The organism is Sporosarcina sp. Y352 (assembly GCF_056786535.1).
In genome coordinates this window covers 12775-30072 of sequence record NZ_JBXCJE010000021.1, presented here as the reverse complement: position 1 = coordinate 30072, position 17298 = coordinate 12775, and the positions used below count along the sequence as shown (strand labels likewise).

The following is a 17298-nucleotide window of genomic DNA, read 5'->3' as shown; positions in this document are numbered from 1 at the left end:
GTTGGCGTTGGAGCTGGTTTTGGTGCCGGTACCGGTTTTGTAGGAGCAGGTTTCTCTACTGGTTTTTCCTGTACTGGTTTCTCTACTGGTTTTTCTACCGGTTTTTCCTGTACTGGTTTCTCTACTGGTTTTTCCTGCACTGGTTTCTCTACTGGTTTTTCCTGCACTGGTTTCTCTGCCGGTTTTTCCTGTACTGGTTTCGCTACCTCTTTATTTGTTTCATATGATTTTAACAAGCTGTAAAACTTTCCAAAATCAATATCTTTAACGAACTTTGGATTATAGGAAAAAGATTGATTGTCCCCCCCTATATACAATTGAATATACTGTTGCACTTTTTGTACCTGTATATTGTTTTCTGAATATGAAGCCTCTACATTATTGTTGTTCGGCAGTAATAGCGCCGAACCGAGCATGAGTACTGCAATCGATTTTTTCATCTCATTACTCCTCCCTTCGCAAACTATCATAACGCGGGAGAGAATCAGATTTTCGGTTTTTATTACCAACCTATCCAATTCTTAATCAAGTGTCTTAGTAAGAGAGTTCATGATTCATGATATTGGATAACTTTGGGCGACTATCTTTATATTTCATCTGAAATGGGGTTGACACCCTCGTAATATATTGATTCTATTCCTTCACCGATGACAACTAGACGAGCCTCCATTTTAACGTATTCTGGCATCCAGTTGACCATTCCATAAGCATATTGAAATAAATACGGGTTTTTAAATCCGTTGATTGGAACATAACCTTTCATTCTATATACTGTTTCCGGTAATGATTTTACCCAGTACTCAAACTCTTCCCTATTAACGCTTTTCGAAAATGTTATTAGTTTTGAAGAGAGCGGCAGGTTTTTTCCAGATATAATTTCTTTGTTGCTAACATTTTGCGGCGAGCTCAAGGCCTTCTCAATATTGGCAAAGGCGATTTTGGCACCAGTCGTCTGAATAATAGGTGCAGAATTATTAAAATTCGAAATTTCTAGTGTAACTTTTGCCATTTCATCATCAGTTAATAGATCTACTTTATTTGCGATGATTAAATGGGCGTGACGAATTTGTTCCATGAATAAAGCTCGTATACGCGGTGACAGTTTGTCACGTTCCAACCAGCGTTTGGAATCTGCTACCGTTACAATACCCTTAATGTTAAGTCGATCCGCAAACAAAGGAGAATAAATGGCATCCAGTGCCTCCACCGGATGTGCGGCACCCGTCGTTTCTATCAAAATTACATCAATATCGTTATTTTCCTCAAGTAACCCCTGCAATTGCGCTTCAGTCTTTTCAGACCCTGTACAGCAAATACATCCTTCAAGGAGTTCTTTGAGAGGAACCCCGCCTTCTCCTTCGACTGTATTCGAATCGAAAGGCAAAGCTCCAAATTCATTCATCAATACAGCGGGTTTTTTGCCTAGTTCTTTTAATTGAACAATTGTATGGAGTAATAGTGACGTTTTACCACTGCCTAGAAATCCGCTAATTAAATATACATCAATCATCTGTATACCCCTTTCATTTTTTAATTTAAAAAGCGTCCCGCCGATTAGGACTGGACGCTTTTTAGTTATTTCATTACTTTTTGAGTAAAACTTCTTGAGCTTTTTTCAGCTGAGGATCGTCTTCTTGAATTTTAGTCCGTAGTTTCTCCATTAGACCGTACGTAGTATCCCCTGTTAGAATACCATTTGTGTCCAAATTTAAATCTTCTTGGAGTTTTTTTATAGCTAGCTCTGTTTTTTCATCGAACTGTCCATCGATTTCGCCTGGTTCATACCCAACAGCCTCAAGCATTTCTTCTGCAGACTTAATAGTAGTCGTAAGCATACCTTCCTTCATCACCATTGTGGGATCGAGGAATGGAAGCAATGCATAGGATGGGTACGGTACTTTGAAATCAGGCTCAATTCCTTTTTTATGAATCCAGTTGCCTTCAGGAGTTAGCCATTTTGCTGTTGTTAACTTTAAATTTGAGCCATCCGAAAGGTCTTGCGGTGTTTGAACAGTTCCTTTACCAAATGTTTTTACACCGATAAGAGGGATGTCAGCAGATTCTTTCATTGCGCCTGCCAGGATTTCAGAAGCTGAAGCACTACCATCATCAATAATGAGCGCTACAGGTACTTTGACTTTCCTAGTTCCTGAAGCCGTGTATACCTCAGGAGTCGTCCCTTTCCCTTCAAATTGAAAGATGTTTTTCCCATTCTCTACAAATAGATCTGAAATATCGATCGCCGTATCGAGTCTTCCACCAGGGTTTTGCCTTACATCGACAACCAGCCCTTTCATATTTGCATCTTCCATTTCATCAAGGGCGACTAGCAGTTCGTCGTAGGTCCCTTCAGAAAAGCTCGTGATATGAATGTGTGCGATTCCGTCATCAAGCATTTCTGCATATACTGTTTCAATTGGAATAACATCACGCTCAATTTTGATATCAACTGGTTCTGTTCCTTCGCCACGTCTAATAGTTAAAGTGACAGTAGTACCTTTTTCACCTCGGATTAGAAGAACCGCTTCAGATGAAGACATACCTTGTATACTTTTACCGTCAACTGCAATTATAGTATCATTTGGCAGTAATCCAGCACGTTCTGCGGGTGAGTTTTTTATAGGAGAAACAACGTTAATATAGCCACTTTGTTCCTGAATTTCGGCACCAATCCCTTCGAAACTTGAAGAGATACTTTCGTTCAATTGTCGGGCTTCCTTCTCATTCAAGTAATCAGAATACGGGTCACCCAGTGCATCAATCATTCCGTTGATAGCTCCATCAATAACTGCAGTCTCATCGATATCCTGGAAATAGTTCGCTTCCATCTGGTCATACGCGTCATATAACTTTTCAAACTCTTTACGGTCTTTTACATTTTGTTTTTGAGGACTAACAACTTCTACGACTTTATCATCACCTGTTGTTAATACGAAGAAAGTCACTGCTGCGGAAGCCAAAACGAGTCCAAATACAACCATGACAAAAGAGAACAGTTTTATTTTAATATAACGTTTTTCCGGTGGTTGTTTATTTGGTTCGCTTTCTTGTGTGTTACCGGTATTCTCTTTCATCTCATTCCCCACTTTCTACTCTACATAAAGGAGTATATTCAAAAAAAGGACCGCTATATAGCGGGCGGTCCTTCGTTCTGATTACTCTTGGATTGATGCTTCAAGTGCAACTTCAATCATGTCATTGAAGGTTGTTTGGCGCTCTTCAGCAGATGTAGCTTCGCCTGTAAGAATATGATCACTAACAGTAAGGATTGCGAGCGCTTGTCGCCCAAATTTCGCAGCAAGTGTATACAATGCCGCAGCCTCCATTTCAACCGCAAGCACGCCATATTGTGCCCATTTTTCATGTTGAGCATATTCATTGTAGAAAACATCTTCTGTAAATACATTTCCGACTTTCAAATCAAGTCCTTTTTTAAGACCTGCATTGTATGACTTTAGTAGCAGGTCGAAATCTGCAGTCGGTGCATAGTTAACGCCATTAAAAATAATTTCATTCATTTTAGAATCTGTCGAAGCACTTTGCGCGAGAATCACGTCTCGTACATGGACGTCTGCCTGAATCGCGCCACAAGTACCAACACGAATTAGTTTTTGAACATCATATTCTTGCATCAGTTCAGTTACGTATATAGAAATTGACGGAACGCCCATTCCTGTGCCTTGCACCGATATACGTTTGCCTTTATAAGTTCCCGTATAGCCGAACATATTACGGACTTCATTATATTGTGTGACATCTTCAAGAAACGTTTCTGCGATATATTTTGCTCGGAGTGGGTCTCCAGGTAGTAAAATTGTATCAGCAATATCACCTTTTTTTGCATTAATATGTATACTCATATTGAATAGCCTCGCTTTCAAATTTTCATTTTTTATCGTACATTCAACTATACCATTTTGCAATAATAATGCGAACTTAACTTATAAGAACCGCTCTTCATATAACTGGAATAAATCATCGAAAATGACGGATGGCATTTCCGCATCCGCCTTTTCTTCAATATAGCGTGATAAAGGATCAAAAGCCTTTTCTTCTTTTGGAAAACTGTAATCTTTAAACATGGCTTCCGCAAAAGAAGCTTTCAAATCATCTTTCGCCCCACCGCGGAAGGCGAGGGCAAAACGGTAAAAAGACCGGTCCATCCGTTCATCTCTTTTCTATACTTTTATCTGGTGAACTGTTCCAAATACTCTCCATAACCTTCTTCATCGAGACGGTCAATAGATACAAAACGGAGTGCGGCTGAATTGATACAATACCGCAGTCCATCTACACCTGGACCGTCTGGAAACACATGACCAAGATGAGAATCTGCTGTTTTACTTCGCACTTCTATCCGTTGCATTCCATGGGTTGTATCGATTTTCTCTACTACCTCTACAGTTTCAATCGGCTTTGTAAAACTAGGCCAGCCACACCCTGCATCATATTTATCTTTGGAACTAAAAAGTGGTTTGCCGGAAATAAGATCGACATAAATCCCATCGTCGTAATGACTATCATACTCATTACGAAACGGAGCTTCTGTTCCGTTCTCCTGAGTGACGTGATACTGAATATCAGTTAGTTTCTTCTTCAATTCATCTTTCATTTATCTTCACCCCAATTTTCTGATTTAAACCTTTCTCGTCCAGACCCTGTTGCATACCTGTTGTAGTGTACAGGATTTTTCATGTAATAGTCTTGATGTCCTTCTTCAGCACTATAAAAAACCTTAGCAGGAAGGATTTCTGTTGCGATTGGTTTCACAAATTTACCTGAACTATCCAGTTCGGATTTTGTTTTTTCAGCAATTTCTTGTTGTTCAGAACTATGATAATAAATCGCTGTTTGATATGATTCTCCACGGTCAAAAAATTGCCCACCTGAATCTGTCGGATCAATTTGTCTCCAAAATATGTCGAGTAGTTCATTGTAAGTTATTATTTCCTCATCATACGTAATTTGAACGGCTTCACGGTGACCAGTCGTATTTGTACAAACAAGTTCGTAAGAAGGATTTTCGATATCTCCGCCTGTATAACCCGAAATGACAGAAGTAACACCTTCATATCGGTCAAATGGTTTCACCATGCACCAAAAACATCCACCTGCAAATGTTGCTAATGACTTTGTCATCGTTAGACCTCCCTATTCTTTTGGAATATAAATTTCGAAGTTAATCTCGTCATCCGCTAAGTTGAATGTTTTTGCCTTTACTTGTAAATTACCCGATAAAGGAATTTCTGAAAGGTTAATGAATAATTCTTCTTCTGAGGGACGAACAATCATCCACTCAGGAAGCTTCACGGAATCCCTTAAGATTTTTAAGACAACAGCTGGCTGGATATTCAATTGGCCAATTTCCATCGCTGATTGTTTCAAAATCAGATTTCCATCTTGCTGTACAATGGGATCGAAATGCATTAAGACTGGCAAAGTAAAGGAGAATATATTCAGTTCAGAAATCAGAACTACGTCGTCGCCAATTTCCATTGTTACCGGAAGTGGCTCACCATTTACCGCTTTTTGGATATACGTATTTGCAATTCCTTCTAAATCTTCTTTAGTCGCGGTCAATGTTAGAACATGGTCTGTTCTGTCTGGTTCTTCCATTTTCGGAAGTGGTGCGGATTCTGATGAAACCCCGAGTAGTACAATTAATGCTGCGACTGCTGCAGCCACTAGTCCTGCAAGTACAAAAAAACTGATTTTCCACATGTGAACAGCTCCTACATTTCCAATTCCCCGTCTGACAGTTTCTTCAAATTACATTGTTGAAGCTTTTCAAGGTAACGGTCTGCCAACTCTTCATATCCCTTGGCGTTTGGATGAAAGAAGTCTGTATGGTATACCATGTTCGTATTCGAATCGAACAGGTCACTTACAGGAATGAAGCAAGATCTCTCGTCCATATTTGTCCGAACTTCAATTGCTTCATTCCAATCATCAATGATATCATCAAATTCATTTGCTTCATCTGTCACAATTGATAAAGGATTATATAGACCAGACAAAATAATGATTGCATCACCATTCAAGTCACGAATGATGCTAAGGAGTTCATCTAATCTAATTTCAAACTTACCGAGTTCGATATAAAATGGACCCATCTTTAAATTGAAAAGGTTAGACTTGACGACCTTCATAACATCGTTTCCACCAATTGTTAGGAAAATGAAATCGGCATTTTTTATTGATAATTGAATGTCGCGTTCATCTAATTTGGTAATAAGTTGGTCACTTCTTCGACCACGTTTCGCCAAATTGGTCACGTCGACATCCTTTACCCCTTTCCAATCAGCCATTTTGCTGGTAACACGTCCAAAATAACCTTCTTTTTTTAGTTCGTCTCCGACACCCTGTGTCAGTGAATCACCTAAACCAAGCACTTTTATCTGTTGTGGAATGAAGTAACCTGGGATTTCCCATCCAGTAAATGAAATTTCGTTTCGCACGGAGAATGAATTTGTTTTTTTTGTAAACGTTTGCTGACAGCCAGACAAAAACAATGAGAAGGCGATCACAATCAAGAATACTCTTCTCATAAATAGAGTTCCCCTTTTCTTCAGTAAAGAATCATTTATCTTTATTCAGCAGAAGACTCTCACCTCCATAGGTGGGAGATGAATGCGGTATTATTTTCCTGTTCAGCGGGTGTCCAAACACCCGCTGAACAAAAGATAAAGCCTCCGGCGGATGTCACAGATTTTGAAAGGAGTCAATCGAGCAAGCTCGATTCAAAATCTGGACGCAATTACGCCGAGGCGTAATTGATTAATCAGCATAATACATGAAACCAATTGCACCTTCTCCAGTATGTGTACTAATAATTGGTGCAGTGAATGTAAGTTTCACATCTTTTATACCTGAGTCTTGTATCAATTTTCTCAAAGGTTCTGCCATAGCCAAACCGTGTGCATGAGATATACCGACCCCGCGAACAATTTTCCCCGCAGTTTCCTCTTTGAAAACTTTGAATAAATGTGAGACTACTTGTTTATGACTGCGTACCTTCGCAACCGGCGTATAGACTCCGTCCTGTAAAGTAGCAATCGGTTTAATATTCATCAGTGATCCAATCAGCGCTTTACCCTTTCCAACCCGGCCTCCTTTAACCAGATTGTCTAGTGTATCGACTACTACAAAAAGCGTGGTCTTCTTACGGATTGTATTCAACCGGTCAATAATCTCTGTGACAGAACTTCCCTTTTTCTCCATTTCAGCTGCTTCAATCACCTGAAATGCCAAAGCGTGTGAGATATACATAGAATCGATGACAGTAACTTTTGAATCTGTCATTTCAGCTGCCGCCTGAGCAGATTTAACAGTACCACTCATACCGCCTGTCATATGGATAGAGATAATTTCGCTTCCATCCTCACCAAGTCTGTCATATAATTCTTTGAAAACACCTGCAGCAGGCTGCGAACTTTTCGGCAGTTCAGTGGAATTTTTCATCAACCCTAGAAATGCTTCGGGTTTTATATCAACACCATCAATATATGTTCTTCCATCAATTTGGATGTTCAACGGAACAATATGAATAGAGTACTTAAGAATATCTTCTTCTTTCAAATCGGCTGTCGAATCCGTGACTATATGAATCTTTTTCATAGTTAGCACTCCCCTTGGGTATTAAAAGTTCCTCATACAAATTAATTTAATAAAGAGTATGTGCATCACAGGCTTATCCCTCAGCAGAAAGTTTGTCATATACTACAAATGAATACGGGACTCCATCTTCTGTAAAATGATCTTCTGAAGCAGATACAATTTTCCATTCTGGACCGTAATCCGGGAAAAAAGTATCCCCTTTGAAAGGCTTCCGAATATCCGTTATGTAAAGGCGATCCGCTATTTCCATCGCCAAGCGAAATATTTCTGCCCCTCCGATAATCATCACTTCTTCTGCATATTCTTCAGCTCTGTCAATCGCATCTTTCAAATTGTGTACAACAATAGCCCCTTCAGCCGTGAATGATTTGTTACGTGTAACAACAATGCTGAGTCTTCCAGGCAATGGTCTTCCAATCGATTCGTAAGTCTTACGTCCCATTACCATGGCTTTCCCCATTGATATTTTTTTGAAATAAGCCAAGTCTTCAGGTATGTGCCAAGGTAATTCGTTATTCAATCCAATAACCTTATTCGTATCATGTGCTACAAGTAGAGAAATCATTTAACTCCGCCTTTCTTAGACAGCAATTGGTGCTTTGATTTTTGGGTAAGGATTATAATTTTCAAGTTCAATATCTTCCGTCTCCAAATCGAAAATTGATTTCCCTTTACTATTCAGCTTTAATGTTGGTAGTGGTCGTGGTTCACGTGTCAATTGTTCATTAACCTGATTAATATGGTTTGCATAAATATGTGCATCGCCTAGTGTATGGATAAATTCTCCAACCTCAAGATTGCATTCATGTGCAATCAAATGAACAAGAAGTGCATATGATGCAATATTAAATGGCACCCCTAGGAAAATGTCCGCACTTCGCTGATAGAGCTGGCATGACAGCTTTCCATCTGCCACATAGAATTGGAATAGTAAATGGCACGGGGGAAGTGCCATTTCATCGACTTCAGAAGGATTCCAAGCAGTAACAATATGCCTTCTAGAATCCGGATTGTTTTTAATACCATCAATTAAGTTTGCTATCTGATCAATTGATTCTTCCCCACCTGACCACGATCGCCACTGTTTACCATACACAGGTCCTAGGTCAGCATATTTCGCTGCAAACTTTTCATCTTCCAGAACACGTGCTTTAAATGCATCCATTTCAACTTTATATACAGCCGCGAAGTCTGAATCTGTTGATGCTCGACGCCCGAAATTACTCATGTCTGGCCCAGTGTATTCGGGACTCGTCACCCATTGTTCAAAAGCCCATTCATCCCAAATTGGATTCCTGTCTTCAATGAGCGTTTTGACATTTGTATCTCCTTTAAGAAACCACAGTAGTTCCGAAGTAATAAGGCGTAAAGCCGTTTTCTTTGTGGTCATGAGAGGGAATCCATCTTTCAAATTAAATCGCATCTGATATCCAAACACACTGACAGTACCAGTACCTGTTCGGTCTTGTTTTTTTGTACCCGTTTCAAGTACATGTTTACATAAATCTAAATATTGTTGCATTCAAAAAGCCTCCTTGCGATAGTGTTAAGTATATCAAATATAGGCTTGCTTTGATAATAAAAAAGACACCTCCAGCGTGGTTATTTAAGATAACCACGCTGGAGGTGTCTTTTTCGCCCTTGATATGACAATCTTTTAAGATTACTAATAATTATTTATAACATTTGCGTCATGGTTACTCAAGTATTATGAGGATTGGTTGTGGTTGTATATTCCGAAAACTTGCAACTGATTTTGGACATCATTGTACTCGTATATTTGTATAGAAGAAGGTTGAAATTCCCAATGGGATTACTATATTTCTTCGCATTGCACTTTGAATTGTCGCAGAGTAAGAATGCATTAATGAACACCACTTACCCAAGTAAGGACAATAATCAATTGAAAAAAAGAACTTCGAATAAGAAAAACATAGGGAGATTTTAGTCTTCCTATGTTTTCATTCATATTATTTATCTGTTTGTTTTTGCTTTTTTTCCAAATACTCCGCACGTATTTTTTCAAGTTGCTGCTTTTTATCAAATATGGCAGGCTTGTTTTTTTCATGATACTTTGCCACAGCCACCTTACCTTTGTTATCCAATTGATATTTTCCCATTTCGTTCACCTACTTTTCTTGACTTTAAAGAGAATCCATTCAACAAATATAATATACCTTATTTTACTGAAGTATACCTATTCACTTTATTTGTGTACTGCCTAACCTTGCAAAGATCTGTAAAAACTTAGTAAAATATTTCATAGCCAAATGGTATTCATTACACTTATCTTCACGATCTTAAATTTGCTGATTCATTATCAACAAATTTAGGAGTGCTCCTGATGAGCTCTATACGCATTTTACCACGGAAACGTGTATTAATCGAAAAATATATACTTGCTGGTAAATCTCTTTCTTATATCGAGAAACAAAATAGAATGAATATCCTCTTTAACAAATCCCCCTATAAACGGGTTATAGACCGTTTTCCTTCCAAAGCTATAAACTTGAACCCGATCGAGGCATGGTTATAGGGCATTTTCGTGTATGCCTTAATCAGCCTCGTTAACATCGTATCTGTATCCGTTAATAGTAGGAAAATCTTTTTTTCTTTCATCTATATCTTCCTTTCCATCATCCGTTACCCTTCTTTTATCTTGACTCTAAATAAGAAAACTAAAGAAATGCTTGATAGAATTCTTAATAAAACCTTACTATTATCGAAGGAAACCTTTTATTAAGAAAATCTTAAGAAAGGCGTCGGGTGTTTGTTAAGGTTTGGTTGATATGATTTCTTTAAGCGAATACTAAGAGGAGTGAAAGACATGTTGAACCGTACATATAGGAGTGGACCTGCATGAATATATTGGTTTGTGATGATGACAAAGCTATTGTTGATGCGATAGGCATTTACTTAGAGAATGAGGGCTATACCGTTTTCAAAGCCTTTAATGGGCTAGAGGCAATTGAAGGTATCAATGAACATGACATTCATCTCATTATTATGGACATTATGATGCCGAAGATGGATGGGATCCGTGCAACGATGGAAATTAGAAAAAGAAATAGTATTCCTTTAATTATGCTTTCTGCCAAATCAGAGGACTATGACAAAATCCTAGGTTTAAATATAGGTGCGGATGATTATATGGGTAAGCCATTTAATCCGTTGGAGCTGATTGCCAGGGTGAAATCCCAACTGCGAAGATATACAACATTTGGAGCACTTGAAACGAATAGCAATCTCTTTCAATCCGGTGGACTGGTGATCGATGATGAAAGTAAAAAGGTCACCGTCGATGGCGAGGAAGTTCATCTTACACCAGTTCAGTATAAAATCGTAAAGCTTCTAACGGCAAATGCCGGAAGGGTATTCACCATCGAGGAAATTTATGAAAAGGTATGGAAGGAACCGGCCTTTAATCCGGAAAATACTGTGACTGTTCATATTAGAAAAATCAGAGAGAAAATAGAAATCAATCCTTCAGAACCAAAGTATTTGAAGGTGGTGTGGGGAGTTGGATATAAAGTTGAAAAGTTATAGTCATTCGTTGATAACGAAAATTGTTGTTTTCATAATTGCCATCCTATGTGTAATGGGAATTGTACAAGCTTTTGTTGAGGTAGAGATTGTAAATGATGGAAATTTTGGCAGCATCACTGAAGATCATTATTTCGAGAGCTCGGCTTACGTTCAGGAAAGTGAGGGTTTGATTCGTGATCTCACCTTACTATTAGGGAAGTATAAGAGTGAGGAACATATTTTAAGTGGCAAAAGCATTCGTCAGGACGAATTAGAATCGGCTGAAAATGACTTGTTTTATTCGGAGTTTCATAATTCTAGAGAATTCCAGCATGAGCTAAGTGAAAAGAAGAACTTCGAAATTTTTAAAGAAGAATATAAAAACGAACTTACTCAAGTGAAAGAACAGATGATAAAAGATGATTTGAGACAGTATCATATGCTTTCGCAAAATCTCGATGAATATGAGCCATTGTTTTATGCTAGTGATGGCATCCATGAGTTCGCGAACAGTACAAAGACTAAAAAGGAACAGTTCGAAACTTCCCCTGCATATATGCAGTTTGAGGAATACAAACGAGAGTTTTACCCAAAAGTAACAGAGAAGAATCAAAAACTGCATTGGGTTACAGAACGAATGGATGAATTAGAACTCGAAAACACCGTTGTTTATATAGCATTTTCAGAACCATTTTTAAATCAAAAAATGGAAGAGTGGCAAGCAGAAAAAGCCATTGCCACAACAAACTTATATCAAATATTAGGATATTTAGTAGGATTCGTTCTTGCCTTTATTTATTTGGTGACTATCGTTGGCAGAAGGTCATTTCATGATCAAGCGCTACACTTCCGTCCAGTAGATAACCTGTACAATGACGTCAATCTTGCATTATGTTTTCTTCTGTTTCCGCTATGGATCGTCTTGGTAGATGATCTTTTTGGAAATATGGCTGTAATGATCATAATCATCACGTTTCTTATTGCTGCCTTTGAACTTACCCTAGTTCTAATCCTAGTGAAGCATTTAAAAAATAGGACGTTTTTCAAACATACATTGCTGTATACGTTGATTTCTCGATTAGCGAAATTTATTGGAGAGGTATATAAAAGCGGTAACGTGGCCGTAAAGACAGTACTCATCGTCATCGGGTATCCACTATTGATCGCATTAACATTTTTCATGTTCCCGATCACAATCGGAATCGCAGCTTGGTTTGCATTTAAAAAGGTGAAGGCCTTTCAACATATTCAGGAAGGAATTGAAATTATTAAGGAAGGAAATCTACATCACCGGATTGAAGTCGGAGGGAATGGAGAATTCGCAAGGCTTTCTACGAATGTAAACAGCATTACCAATGGGTTGAAAAAGGCTGTCGATAGCGAGTTAAAAAGCGAGCGATTAAAAACGGAGCTGATTACCAATGTATCACATGATATTCGAAATCCTTTGACCTCCATTATCACCTACGTGGATTTATTGAAAAATGAAAAGGATCGAACTAAAGTCGATAACTATATTGAGGTACTTGATCAAAAAGCACAAAGGCTCAAACTGTTAACCGATGATTTATTTGAAGCTTCTAAGGCCTCAAGTGGAAATATCCCCGTGTCTTTAGAGAAAATTGCTATCGTGTCTTTAATTACCCAAGGACTTGGCGAATTGAATGACAAAATTGAAGCAAATGGTTTAGACATCAAACTCAATTATCCGGAAGAAAAGGTGTACGTTACAGCGGATGGAAGATTATTGTGGAGAACGATCGAGAACCTATTATCGAATATCTTTAAATATACACTTACACAGTCCAGGGTATATATAGATATAGAGGATTTAAGGGATGAGATACGTATTAGCTTTAAAAACATCTCGGCCTATGAATTGAATATCTCAGCAGATGAATTAATGGAGCGTTTTAAAAGAGGCGATGAATCCAGAAACAGTCAAGGAAGCGGATTAGGACTTTCCATTGCGAAAAATCTCGTTGAAATTCAAAAAGGAAAATTTGAAATCCATGTAGACGGCGATTTATTTAAAGCGATGATTTACTTACCAAAACATTTATCGAAATAAGAACTGTCTTTAAGCTGAAGTCATTCCTATCAATACTGGAATGGCTTCTTTTGCGTACCTATATATTTCCCCAATTTGTTCACCTACTTTTCTTTTCTCGTCTTTGAAGAGAACCTACTCAAACAAATATAATGTACCTTATTTTACTGAAGTATACCTTTTACCTCTAGTAGTGTACTGATTGATGGTGTAGGAACTTTCATTCTAATGTGCTTAGTACTTTTAGGTGAACGAGCAAAACTTTTATTAATAATCATTTTATCTATCCTATAACTTTAAAATAGGGATATTGCCCAAGAGTCCAGCTCCCGTTCAATACCCCTATCTCTTAAATCATTGTACGACTATATTTACCAGCCATATTTAACTATGGAGACGGTGGGAGTCGAACCACTTTCCCCGTAAAGTGCTGTAATTACAGTGTTTATGAGGATTTTTAACTACTAATAAAAATGATTGACTACGTTTGATTTAAATTACGTTGCGGGGGCACAGCGTTTTCTTTTAATCTAAAGTTTGAGCATCTTAGGTTATTCAATAGACTTTATATAAGGCTACATTTCCAAATTCAACCATACCACACACTCCACATGACTTGAGTGTCGGTTACTGAATTAAAGGCTTAAAGAAAAGCTGAGGGAGGTGCATATCTGTAACGGATTTGCGGTATCCATCTGCCGTAACTTTGATTCTTTCCACCAACCTATGAAGCATATCCGTAGTAAGGTCCTTTAATTTCATAAACCTTTTCAGTTCTTCCCTCATCCGAGTTACCATAACTTCCAATCCTTTGGTCTGCTCCACGCTTGAAAGTGAACACTTCTTCAATTGAAGTTGTTCAATGCTACAGTTTATTTCAGCAGTAACATCCATATATTCAGCCTCAGTAATTTTTTCCGATGCTAAGAGCCTGATTAAATTCTTCCGCTCATCGTTTAGCTTCTGAAGCTGTTTATCTACTGCTTCTAATTGCTTAGTAAGCTGTTTCATTAAACGAGAATACCACATCGGAGGATTGCGTCTAGATAACCTGTAAAATGGATCAATCCATAACTTTACATAGTCTCTAGTGTTACGACTTAATCGTTCAATGTCCAAATCAATATGACGTTGTTTCCATTGTCCAATCTATTCTATGCTTCCAACCACGGATTTTCTTATTGCTTGAAAATGGGTTTGCCATAATTCCTCCACTATTCAGGAGCGTTACTCCATTTATACAGTACTTTCTCTGCAACATATTTGATAAGTGATATTTCCTTTTCTATTATTTCATCATTAAGATTAGGTATGAAATTAGCATCTTTAGGTGCTTCTTTTGAATGAATTAACGAACACCTTATTGAGTAAATCCGTGTTACTACTGACTCCACAATTTCTGTAGCTTTCAAAGGAAAAAGTGCAGGATATTTCTCTGAAGGTTCGATATAATGCTTGCCCCTACCAGTAATTTCTTCAAGCCATGAACCTACGTCTGATTCAGTTATTGTGTTAGTTACTATGTATTTTATTATTAATAGTTCGTTCGGTTTAGAAAGCCTCGCTTCCTTGACGGCTCTTATAAAGAAAAATTCAAGAACCTGATAATAAGCTAAATATTTATGTCTTGGTATTTTAGTATAGTTAGCAAAGTTGAAATACCTTAACGGGGTTTCCTCTAATTCATTATTACTCAAGCATAATTTAGTATTAGACGTATCCCCTTTTAATTTACTTTCACTTTCAAATCTTGATCTCTTGAAACTAAAGTCTAGACTAACATTGCATTCAAACAAAATCTGTTCAATAAATTTATAAAACTGCTCTGTATTTTCAAAAACTTTATCATTCCAAATTTGTAGGGTAATATCCTTCTCATTGTTTCTCGCATGCTCTATTGCACCATAATCCTCTACAATGTATTGGTCATAAAAAGCATGCCAAAAAAGGTCACTCATTTGACCAATATATCCTATCACTTCACCATTTTTTTCTAATGTTATTCCGCCTGCTTGTACATAATCATAGCCCTTAATTAACTTTTTCTTGGTTGATTCATCAGCAAATTCAATCAACACTTCATAATAATTACCGCAATAAGCGGTTGAACTGTCATATCTGAAATAGCAATAAAACATTGCAGGAGTCATATATTTCATGATTTCATCGAATAGGTATCTCTCCTCTGAAACAATGATGCTTGAAGACGCTTGCTTTACTATTTCAACTTGTTTAGCCAAAGTGTCTTCAAACTCTGGATTCATTCCGACTCCATAATAATTTCTAAAAGAATTAATATAATCTTCAACATCCCACGTTTTTATCCATTCCTTTAGTCGCTCATCTTCAATATTTCTGTGTCCATATAAACCGCCGCCCATCTGTATCACTCCTTTTCATCTAGCATGAATCTTTGCTATAATATGTACATCATAGCACCCCAACTGCTTTGTTCTATTTCAGCAGTTTTCTATGACTAATTCGTGTATAGTCTTCTAAGTAGATGTAGCCTGTCCTCCAAAATAAACAACTCCTTCAGTTAAATACATCCCAATTAATAACATTATACATGTTCGCTCAAATAGAAAAAATGCCCCCTTCTGCTTCGACACTTCGTACGATGAAATCATTCAAAAAAAACATTATAGATCAGTTAAACCGCCCATAATCAGTGTTATGAGCGGTTCGACTTATTTATTATATAAATATATTTTTTAAATAAAAATCAATAATATAATTATTTGAAATCCTTATTTCACTAACGCTCCCTTTAGTTTAAGTGAAAAAACTTACAATCTTTTTTCTTAACTAAATATAATCACTTAATGTATAAGGAGAAGCATATTAAAAGGAGGCCTTCTTATTCAAGAAAAGCGCCCTATAATGGAATAATTAAAATATGATCTGAACCTTAAAAACAATTAATTCTTCTTTCACTAAAGCACCCAGTAGTTTAGTATCTCTTTCCAATATCTTTAAGTTTTCATTTAAAATTTTAGTTATTCATGTAAAACCTCAATATGATACGTTTCTTGTATTTTTCACCAACTTACAAACAGTTTGAATATGCCTCTAGAATTATAAAGTTCGCCTTGAACCCTTTAACAAAATTACATAATTTTGCTGGGGTCAATTACTCTTTGTCATTCATCCGAGAACATGATTGATAAACAGAAAGATCAGCTTTTTATTTAAGCTGGTTAAAACCTACTTCTTTTCGATTGACCGACAATATATCCATTTATTTATTTTTTTTCATAATGTCAAGTAGCACTTGTCTCATAGTTTCACGTTGAGTCTCGTCCTCGATTAACTCTAAAAATTGTACTGCATTTAGGCTAGTATCATCTTTATTTCCAATCTTAGTTAATTCTGCCACTGTAGATACAGCATTAAATAATCTTAATGAATCCGCTTCATTATTGCTAAAAGAAGTTCGTCCATGTAGAATCCAGTGTCTATTCAATACATCTGGGGATCGTTCTGAGAAATCCGACTTTTTATATAAGGTAGTAACAAAGTGCAATACCGATGTCCAAAGGAATCTCTCCATCCTTTGATTTTGAGAAGTATAAATATCAAGCATCTTTTTGCAAACCATTATCATTTTTACGTTGTTTTTATTTTGGTGGAATTTGGATAACAAACCTTCTAAAATTGGCATCAGTGTGTTTATTGAAAGTATATAATTAGAGTCTTTATGAGCTTTTACGCATTGTTCGATAGCTTCTGTATAATCATTAACTTCATCTATTGAAAGTAATTTAGTTACTAATTCGTTAAATCTATGGCTTTCATTATCACTATAAAATTCTATGAAAAATTCATCAAAATTTTCTTCCTCATAAATTTTTTCTGTACTTGAAACTTTTAAGAAGAACGGAATCGTCCAGCCATTCTCCCCCATTTTTTTAGCTACACTTTCTAGTATTCCGTCATTAAATTCATTCGGTAGCTCGTATGTAATTATTAAACTCTCAGGAATTGGAATAAATATTTTTTTATCCAACTTTATTAATTTACTATCATCACTAGTCATTAAATTCACCCTTCAGCAAAAAAAAATATGGTTAATTATACCATTATAATACATAAGTTGCACGATA

At 37.0% G+C, this 17298-nt stretch carries 18 protein-coding genes and 1 pseudogene; 2 read left to right on the top strand and 17 right to left on the bottom strand.

The features are described 5' to 3' along the window. The 14 genes and pseudogenes from AC1TO6_RS20325 to AC1TO6_RS20260 form a co-directional block, all read right to left on the bottom strand. Nucleotides 1-440, bottom strand: a pseudogene (locus tag AC1TO6_RS20325) (hypothetical protein); the annotation flags it as partial. Nucleotides 441-586: 146 nt separating this feature from the next. Continuing rightward, nucleotides 587-1510, bottom strand: coding sequence for a CobW family GTP-binding protein (locus AC1TO6_RS20320; RefSeq protein ID WP_482103401.1), 924 nt, complete (start codon nucleotides 1508-1510; stop codon nucleotides 587-589). A gap of 73 nt (nucleotides 1511-1583) precedes the next feature. Then, nucleotides 1584-3074, bottom strand: a complete 1491-nt coding sequence (locus AC1TO6_RS20315; RefSeq protein WP_482103400.1) for a lmo1851 family serine protease — start codon at nucleotides 3072-3074, stop codon at nucleotides 1584-1586. An 81-nt stretch (nucleotides 3075-3155) separates the two neighbouring features. Next, nucleotides 3156-3860: a purine-nucleoside phosphorylase gene (gene deoD, locus AC1TO6_RS20310; protein ID WP_482103399.1), complete on the bottom strand. Its 705-nt coding sequence runs from the start codon at nucleotides 3858-3860 to the stop codon at nucleotides 3156-3158. Nucleotides 3861-3941: 81 nt separating this feature from the next. Next, complete coding sequence (locus tag AC1TO6_RS20305) at nucleotides 3942-4163, bottom strand: YozE family protein (protein WP_482103398.1); 222 nt, start codon at nucleotides 4161-4163, stop codon at nucleotides 3942-3944. A 23-nt stretch (nucleotides 4164-4186) separates the two neighbouring features. Further along, entirely contained in the window at nucleotides 4187-4612 is a 426-nt protein-coding gene (gene msrB / locus AC1TO6_RS20300) for a peptide-methionine (R)-S-oxide reductase MsrB (protein WP_482103397.1), read from the bottom strand. Then, the gene (gene msrA / locus AC1TO6_RS20295; RefSeq protein ID WP_482103396.1) at nucleotides 4609-5139 is read right to left on the bottom strand and encodes a peptide-methionine (S)-S-oxide reductase MsrA; all 531 of its coding nucleotides are present in this window, start codon (nucleotides 5137-5139) and stop codon (nucleotides 4609-4611) included. The genes msrB and msrA overlap by 4 nt, the downstream gene beginning before the upstream one ends. 12 nt (nucleotides 5140-5151) lie before the next feature. Then, nucleotides 5152-5721, bottom strand: a complete 570-nt coding sequence (locus tag AC1TO6_RS20290; RefSeq protein WP_482103395.1) for a YpmS family protein — start codon at nucleotides 5719-5721, stop codon at nucleotides 5152-5154. Between the two features lie 11 nt (nucleotides 5722-5732). Continuing rightward, complete coding sequence (locus tag AC1TO6_RS20285; RefSeq protein WP_482103394.1) at nucleotides 5733-6548, bottom strand: GDSL-type esterase/lipase family protein; 816 nt, start codon at nucleotides 6546-6548, stop codon at nucleotides 5733-5735. Nucleotides 6549-6777: 229 nt separating this feature from the next. Further along, nucleotides 6778-7617, bottom strand: a complete 840-nt coding sequence (locus AC1TO6_RS20280) for a DegV family protein (RefSeq protein WP_482103393.1) — start codon at nucleotides 7615-7617, stop codon at nucleotides 6778-6780. Nucleotides 7618-7690: 73 nt separating this feature from the next. Beyond that, nucleotides 7691-8182, bottom strand: coding sequence for a dihydrofolate reductase (locus AC1TO6_RS20275; RefSeq protein WP_482103392.1), 492 nt, complete (start codon nucleotides 8180-8182; stop codon nucleotides 7691-7693). A 15-nt stretch (nucleotides 8183-8197) separates the two neighbouring features. Beyond that, nucleotides 8198-9139, bottom strand: a complete 942-nt coding sequence (locus AC1TO6_RS20270; RefSeq protein ID WP_482103391.1) for a thymidylate synthase — start codon at nucleotides 9137-9139, stop codon at nucleotides 8198-8200. A 448-nt stretch (nucleotides 9140-9587) separates the two neighbouring features. Further along, complete coding sequence (locus tag AC1TO6_RS20265; RefSeq protein ID WP_482103390.1) at nucleotides 9588-9737, bottom strand: hypothetical protein; 150 nt, start codon at nucleotides 9735-9737, stop codon at nucleotides 9588-9590. 346 nt (nucleotides 9738-10083) lie between these two features. Beyond that, on the bottom strand, nucleotides 10084-10236 hold the full coding sequence (locus AC1TO6_RS20260; RefSeq protein WP_482103389.1) for a hypothetical protein: 153 nt from the start codon (nucleotides 10234-10236) through the stop codon (nucleotides 10084-10086). Nucleotides 10237-10476: 240 nt separating this feature from the next. Here AC1TO6_RS20260 and AC1TO6_RS20255 point away from each other — a divergent pair, with 240 nt between their 5' ends. Continuing rightward, complete coding sequence (locus tag AC1TO6_RS20255) at nucleotides 10477-11163, top strand: response regulator transcription factor (protein WP_482103388.1); 687 nt, start codon at nucleotides 10477-10479, stop codon at nucleotides 11161-11163. Further along, a complete protein-coding gene (locus AC1TO6_RS20250) occupies nucleotides 11138-13213 on the top strand; it encodes a sensor histidine kinase (RefSeq protein ID WP_482103387.1) in 2076 nt (691 codons plus the stop codon). The genes AC1TO6_RS20255 and AC1TO6_RS20250 overlap by 26 nt, the downstream gene beginning before the upstream one ends. Nucleotides 13214-13819: 606 nt before the next feature. Here the strand turns inward: AC1TO6_RS20250 and AC1TO6_RS20245 are convergent. The 3 genes from AC1TO6_RS20245 to AC1TO6_RS20235 all read right to left on the bottom strand — a co-directional run bounded on the left by AC1TO6_RS20245 (nucleotide 13820) and on the right by AC1TO6_RS20235 (nucleotide 17231). Next, nucleotides 13820-14203: a hypothetical protein gene (locus AC1TO6_RS20245; RefSeq protein WP_482103386.1), complete on the bottom strand. Its 384-nt coding sequence runs from the start codon at nucleotides 14201-14203 to the stop codon at nucleotides 13820-13822. A gap of 203 nt (nucleotides 14204-14406) precedes the next feature. After that, the gene (locus AC1TO6_RS20240; protein ID WP_482103385.1) at nucleotides 14407-15573 is read right to left on the bottom strand and encodes a hypothetical protein; all 1167 of its coding nucleotides are present in this window, start codon (nucleotides 15571-15573) and stop codon (nucleotides 14407-14409) included. Between the two features lie 860 nt (nucleotides 15574-16433). Further along, nucleotides 16434-17231: a hypothetical protein gene (locus AC1TO6_RS20235; RefSeq protein WP_482103384.1), complete on the bottom strand. Its 798-nt coding sequence runs from the start codon at nucleotides 17229-17231 to the stop codon at nucleotides 16434-16436. Nucleotides 17232-17298: the final 67 nt, after the last annotated feature.